This window comes from Xanthovirga aplysinae (genome assembly GCF_009711365.1).
Lineage (GTDB): Bacteria > Bacteroidota > Bacteroidia > Cytophagales > Cyclobacteriaceae > Xanthovirga > Xanthovirga aplysinae.
Window position 1 is genome coordinate 1 of sequence record NZ_SMMB01001047.1, and the last position, 7,012, is coordinate 7,012.

A 7,012-nucleotide genomic window follows, 5' to 3' on the forward strand; every position below is an offset into this window, starting at 1 on the left:
ATAATAACCTACAATTAATTGTGGGCTTTTCGCTTTGGGGTATTTGCATCTTTTTGCTTTCAAAATCCGGAGTCCTCACAAGTTTTGAAATGCCTCCCAGAGTTCCTCTTTTATTAGTATTACCCGCTTTTGGAGTTTTTGCTTTTTTCTTAATCAATTTGAATAAAAGGAATTTGATTTCACATTTACCCATAAGTTGGACCTTATATTTTCAGTCCTTTAGAGTTATGGTTGAAATTGTAATCTTGTGTTCTTTCTTTGCGGGTATTTTACCTAAAGCAGCCACTTTTGAAGGATATAATTTTGATATCATAATGGGAATTACAGCTCCCATTATGGGAGTTTTTGCTCAGAAAAATGGTTCCCAATCTTATAAATGGATTTTGGCTTGGAATATCCTTGGTTTAGTTACCCTTGCCATTGTAGTTTTTATTGTTATTTCAGCCTCCTATTTCCCTGAGGTTTGGGGTTCAAAAGAACCATTGGTTAGTACACAATTTACCCATTTCCCTATAACCTTACTTCCTGGTTTTATCATGCCTTCTGCTGTTTTTATGCATGTTCTTTCCATTATGATTTTAAGGAAAAAAATAAAATAGATAAAAAGAGGAATAATAAATAAGAATAAAAGAAATGATTCAGCTGAAACGAACTAATTCTAAAGATAGTGATTTTGTAAGGCTTGTTAAGTCTTTGGATGAGGACCTGCAGGTAAGGGATGGGGATGAACATTCCTTTTTTGCTCAGTTTAATAAAATTGATCTAATTCAAAATGTGGTAGTAGCTTATAATAATGGAAAGGCCCTTGGATGTGGAGCGATTAAACCTTATAATAATGAGATTATGGAGGTGAAGCGTATGTTTGTTTCATCGGAGGCAAGGGGAAAGGGGATAGCGACATTAATTTTAAAAGAATTAGAGAAATGGGCCCAAGAATTAAATTATAATGGCTGCATTTTAGAGACTGGAGAAAAACAGCCAGAAGCTATAGGGTTATACGTTAAAAGTGGTTATGAACGCATTCCAAATTATGGACCATATGTTGAAGTGAACAGTAGTTTTTGTTTTAGAAAGAAACTCTCGTAGTGGAGGCCTATGAGAAGGTGGTTTTTTTAGAGGAAAAATTTAACATATTTTTTGTAGCTTAGGAAGCTTTTATACTGATGCGTAGGGAAGAAGAAATTGAAATAATCATCATTTATTGTAAAAATTGGCTATGGAATATAAAAGATTAGGAAATACTGGTTTAAAGGTTTCTTCCCTATGCTTTGGAACCATGACTTTTGGACAGGAGGCAGATGAAGCCCTTTCGAAAAAGATATATGCCGTATGTCGTGATTATGGTGTGAATTTTTTTGATTGTGCGAATGTGTATGCTGGAGGAGAATCTGAGCGAATTCTTGGAAACTTAATTAAAGAACATCGTGATGAGGTAATCCTTGCAACCAAAGCCTACTATCCTATTTCAAGGGATATAAATGGAAAAGGAGGTAGCCGATTTCATTTAACCCAGGCTTTGAGAGACAGTTTAAAGCGTTTAGATACAGATTATATCGATGTTTATTATGTTCATCATTTTGATGAGGAAACTCCATTGGAGGAGACACTAGGTACCTTAAACGATTTTGTGAGACAGGGAAAAGTACTTTATATCGGTCTCAGTAATTTTGCAGCTTGGCAGGTAATGAAAGCTATTTCCATAACCAAGCAATTTAATTTTGCCCCTATAGCTTGCATACAACCTATGTATAATTTACTGAAACGTCAGTGCGAATCAGAGATTTTACCAATGGCACAAAGTGAAAATTTGGGTGTATTTTCCTATAGTCCTTTGGCTGGAGGAATGTTAACAGGAAAGTATTTGCATAATAGGAAGGAGGAAGGACGATTTGATACCAATGTAATGTACCAAAAGCGTTACGAAGAACATAGAAATATTCAAACCACCGAAGCTTTTATTGAATTTTCCCATGAAAATAATTTTGATCCCGTTAGTTTAGCCATTTCCTGGGTAGGAGGACATCCGGGGATTTCTGCACCCATTATTGGTGCGCGTTCTGTGGAACAGCTAATGCCAGCCTTAAAATCGGTTGAAATTCCAATGACAGATGATCTTTGGCAGAATATTTCGGATCTTTCCAGTCATCCAGCTATTGCCACGGATCGGTCGGAGGAATAACCACCATATGAAACCCAAAATTTTGTATTTTTTCCTTTCTTGGTCTTCAGGTAAGCAAAAAGGCTTTGATAAATATTGAAGGGAACATAAATTATATATTGGATAAAGTAGTTTTTGGGATAATTTAGTTTGTAAATACTTCTTTTGGTTTAAAACATAAAAGCAATTTCATAATGAAAAGAGTGATCCTATTTTTTCTGTCAGTAATATCTGGAATTAATGGCTTAAGTGCCCAGGAAAAAGTATTATGGAAATTCAAAACCGAAGGTAGGATTTACTCCTCTCCAATTTCTGACGACCAAAATATTTATGTGGGGAGTGGCGATTTTAATTTTTATGCCATAGAAAAAAGTAGTGGAAAGGAAGTATGGCGATTTGAAACAAAGGGAGCGGTTCATTCTTCTCCTTCGTTGTATATTGAAAATGTGTTTTTTGGAAGTGCTGACGGGAGTTTGTATGCTGTAAATAGACAGGACGGTAGTTTGAAATGGAAATTTAAAAGTAAAGGTGAGAAAAGTTATGACCTTTGGGATTATTACCTTTCTTCTCCCATAATTAGTGAAGGAATAATTTATTGGGGTAGTGGGGATGGAAATATATATGCTATAAATGTTGATAGTGGCAAATTGATGTGGAAGTTTACTACGGGAGACATTGTCCACGCTAGTCCTGTAGTGGATGATGAGAAGCTATATTTTGGAGGTTTTGATGGGTATTTCTATGCCCTAAATAAGAAGAATGGGAACTTGATATGGAAGTTCAATACTATTGGAGCTACTTATTTTCCTAAAGGAGAGGTGCAAAAGGGGACACTTTTACATGGAAATACGCTTTTTTTTGGAAGCCGCGATTATAACATTTATGCTTTGGATGCTGTTAATGGTGCCGGTAAATGGAATATGAGAGATGAGGGGGGATGGATCATATCAGAACCCATTGATTATAAGGGGAATGTATATTTTGGAACTTCAGATGCCCATGTTTTTTATTGTATGGATGCTAAAAGTGGTCAGCTAAAATGGAAAGCGCCTTTGAACATGCGGGTTTATGGGGCTGCGGTGGCCAAAAATGATATCATATATTTTGGTTGTTTTAATGGGAAAATCTATGGATTGGATTATTTGAATGGAGAAATTAAATGGGAATTTCAGACAGATGCTAGCAAGGAGAATTATGCTTCTGTCTATGGAAAAGATGGTCATTTCAAAGAAGACTTTGTTTTGTACTCAGAAGATTTGACTGTGGGAGAAAACGCCATACATTCCTTAGGTTCTATTCTTTCTACTCCACTGGTAGAAGACCAAATGATTTATTTCGGGAGTTCGGATGGAAAGTTGTATGCAGTTGAGTTGCCAGAAAATGAAATATAAGGTTTCAATAATGAAAAAAGGAAAGACTCGAGTTTCGTCCAATTGCACAAAAACCCAAGACTTTTGAAAGACAATGATTGCAAATTTATAAATATGGTATTTCTCAAATTACTTTTTTCATGGAGTAACTTTAATGGCAAATAATGGTCCTAAAAGAGTAAATCTATTTTTTTGATTTAGCCTATTTTATTTTCTGTTTGTATTTCTATTTACCATTACCTAAATGGTCTAAATTTTCAATATTATTTTTTACAACCTAGGATACCCCGTAATTTTTCCAATAGAATGATACAAAGGTTTCAGTTGATGATACATCTTCTGGTATACATCTTTATATAAATCTTCGTAAATGGAAACGACTTCTTTTTGAGGTTCAAAAACCCGGGAAGTATGGCACATTTCATTCACCGCCATTTTATAATTATCCATAAACCCTAAACCAACTGCCCCTAACATGGCGGCTCCTAAGGAAGAAGTTTCAAAAGTATGTGGGCGATAAGCAGGAAGGTTGAAGACATTACTGGTTAACTGCATGGCTTCATCGCTTTGTGAGCCTCCTCCCGAAATCTTTAAGGCTTTTACTTTCACCTTTGTAGCTTTTTGTGTTTGCTCCAAACCCTCTTTAAGGGAATAAGCCAATCCTTCCAGGATTGCCCGGTAAATATGAGCACGGGTATGTACATCTCCAAATCCTATAATGGCACCTTTTGCTTCAGGACCTGGAGTTTTTATTCCTGGGGACCAGTAAGGCTGAAGGGTTAAGCCCATTGAGCCAGGAGGTATTTCACGTATTAACTCATCAAACAATATTTCTGGAGCAATACCCAGTTTTTTTGCTTTTTTTACTTCTCTAGATCCAAACTGCTGTTTGAACCAACTTACCATCCAAAAGCCACGGAACACCATTACCTCTGTATTGTAATGACCTGGGATGGCACTAGGGTAGGATGGCATAAATGGTATTACTTCCACATATTTTGGAAAACAGGTTTCTACGGTTGCAGTGGTACCAAAACTTAGACATGCCCAATCAGGCTCAATGCAACCTGAACCTAGCACTTCACAGGCTTTATCAGCAGCCCCTGCTATTACTTTTAGACCTTTAGGAAGGCCGGTAGCTTCTGCTGCCTCAGCTGTAAGTTGTCCAACCACCGTTCCTGGATCAACCAGTGGACTCAGTTTTTCTTTCTCCACCGGCATGAATTTATGTTTAAGATCTCCTTTTTCAGCCCAATTCATTTTCTTGTAATCAAAAGGCATGTATCCCACCATATTTCCCTTTGATTCAACAATTTCACCTACCAGTTTATAGTAAAAGTAACCTGATAAGTAAACGTAATGGGCAGTTTTTTTCCATACATCCTGTTGGTTTTGCATTAGCCATCGGCTTTCTGACTCTGTCATCACATGCTTTACCAGGTCAAATTGTCCGGCGATTTTAAGGGGCCATTTTAACCACCATTCTAAATCCCCATTCAGCTTTGCTTTTCTTTGGTCTAGCCAGACGATAGCAGGTCGTAAAGGTCTTCCGTTTTTATCCAGGTTAATTACCGTTGCCCGCTGGGTGGTTACACAGATTCCTTGTATGGCTGAAAGGTGTTGAGCGTTATTTTTGACCAATCCTTGTGTCGCCTCACAAAGTTTCTCCCAATAATATTCAGGTTCTTGTTCGGCCCATCCTGGTTGGGTTGAAAAGTAGGGTTCAATTGGGATTTTGCAAATATCAATCAGTTGGCCTTTTAGATCATACAAAGCTGCCCTTACGGACTGGGTCCCCGCATCTAAAGAAATAAGTAAAGGCTCCATAGTTTAACTCCTTTCATCTAAATCTAATCCAAGAGTATTTCCCGGGTTCATAATGTTATTGGGGTCAAGGTGCTTTTTGATCGCACGCATCAAATCCATTCCTTCAGTACCAACCTTTTTCTCCATCCATGGAGCAAGAGCTCTTCCAACCCCATGATGATGACTTAATGATCCGCCATGTTCCAAAATGGAATCCACTAATCCTTTATGGAAGCCTTTGTAATCCTCCATTGGCTCTTCTTTTTTTATTGGACTTACAAATATGAAATATAAGTTAGCCCCATTTTCATAAACATGAGAAATATGAACCATACAAAGGGTGTTTGGTCTGGATTTAATATATTTTCTTGCCCCCGACCAAAGTTTCGGAAGGTTTTCCCAGCTGGTGGCCGTCTCTATCGTATCTGTCATTAATCCCAGATCCATCATAGGTTCACGTAAATAAGCCGAATGAAAACGTTGCTCCAGCCATGAACGGGTAGGTTTTGCTCCCAATGAAAATGCTCCGTTCTGTTTAGCAATCTTTTTCACTTTGTTGATAACGAGCCGGGTATAATCTGCATCTCCCTCAGAGGCACAAAACATCAGACATCGTTTTTCGGGTTGGTACCCTCTCCATTTTAAAAATTTATCGGCATTTGTTCCATTAAAACCCTTAGTACGGAAGGCGATCTCTGTTTCTTCCGGGTCAGAAATTCGGAATAAATGAGGTAGGCCACTTTCATTTTGCGAAATTTGTCGCATGGCTTCTACTGCACTTTGGAAATCCTTGAACAGGAAGCTGGCCATTCGCCGGTTTTCAGGTCGATATTTTCTGACTTTCATCCTTACTTCGGTAATCACCCCTAAAGTACCTTCCGACCCAATGAAAACAGGAGATAAATCCCATCCTTGTGCTTTTGCTGGATAGGGCTCCTCATCAATAACTCCGGTAGGGGTTACTACCTTTAGCCCTAAAACCATATCTTCTATTTTTCCATAACCTGAGGAACACTGCCCTGCACCTTTAGCAGCCACCCAACCACCGACAGTTGAATATTCAAACGATTGAGGAAAATGACCACAAGTGTAACCTCTTTTATTTAACCATTCCTCAAAGGCTGGCCCGTAAATACCGGGTTGTACGCGCACGATTTGACTGGTTTCGTCCAGCTCAATTACTTTATTCAAATGTTTTGTAAGGTCTAAACTTACACCCCCTAGAGGATTTCCAATTCCTTTAGTAACTGAACTTTTTGCTCCTGCAGGAGTGATGGCAATTTTATGGGCATGGCAAAACTCCACAATTTTGATAACCTCTGCTTCGGTTTGGGGAGAAAGTACCACATCCGGGACGCTTTCCATCTTCCCTTCTCTCAGACTCAAAATCTCGGTATAAAATTTACCTGAAGCTTGAGCAGCTCTTCCATAATCGGAGGTGTCAATATTATCCTTTCCTACGATTTCTTCAAGTTGAGAAGCCATCTCCACATTGAGTTTGCTTTTCGGAGCAGTTGATATGGGATTATTTCCTGGAAGAAAAGGTTTCGAAATGTCTTCATCTGACAATCCAAATATGGATCTTAACTCTTTCTGATAGGTAGCATTTAATTTTTCTTCAATTTTGGGATCTCCCCATTTAAAAATCGATCTAAAAGTCTTATTCGTACTCATTATA

The 7,012-nt window shown here is 38.0% G+C and carries 6 protein-coding genes; 4 read left to right on the forward strand and 2 right to left on the reverse strand.

All coding sequences use genetic code 11. From position 1 onward, the window contains the following. The 4 genes from E1171_RS24270 to E1171_RS11345 all read left to right on the forward strand — a co-directional run. The coding region (locus tag E1171_RS24270) for a hypothetical protein (protein WP_222931473.1) at positions 1–599 on the forward strand (599 nt) is incomplete at its 5' end. 34 nt (positions 600–633) lie between these two features. Then, positions 634–1,086 (forward strand): GNAT family N-acetyltransferase, encoded by a 453-nt coding sequence (locus tag E1171_RS11335; RefSeq protein WP_155206121.1) that lies wholly within the window; start codon positions 634–636, stop codon positions 1,084–1,086. 130 nt (positions 1,087–1,216) lie between these two features. Next, a complete protein-coding gene (locus tag E1171_RS11340) occupies positions 1,217–2,179 on the forward strand; it encodes an aldo/keto reductase (protein WP_187696404.1) in 963 nt (320 codons plus the stop codon). Between the two features lie 173 nt (positions 2,180–2,352). Next, on the forward strand, positions 2,353–3,549 hold the full coding sequence (locus E1171_RS11345; RefSeq protein WP_155206123.1) for an outer membrane protein assembly factor BamB family protein: 1,197 nt from the start codon (positions 2,353–2,355) through the stop codon (positions 3,547–3,549). 249 nt (positions 3,550–3,798) lie between these two features. Here the strand turns inward: E1171_RS11345 and E1171_RS11350 are convergent, their stop codons facing one another. Both E1171_RS11350 and E1171_RS11355 read right to left on the reverse strand, forming a co-directional pair. Then, positions 3,799–5,355 carry an FGGY-family carbohydrate kinase gene (locus E1171_RS11350; protein WP_155206124.1) on the reverse strand — a complete coding sequence of 519 codons (1,557 nt, stop codon included), beginning with the start codon at positions 5,353–5,355 and terminating at the stop codon, positions 3,799–3,801. Positions 5,356–5,358: 3 nt separating this feature from the next. Continuing rightward, positions 5,359–7,012: FAD-binding oxidoreductase (locus E1171_RS11355; protein ID WP_222931474.1), on the reverse strand; the 1,654-nt coding region annotated here is incomplete at its 5' end.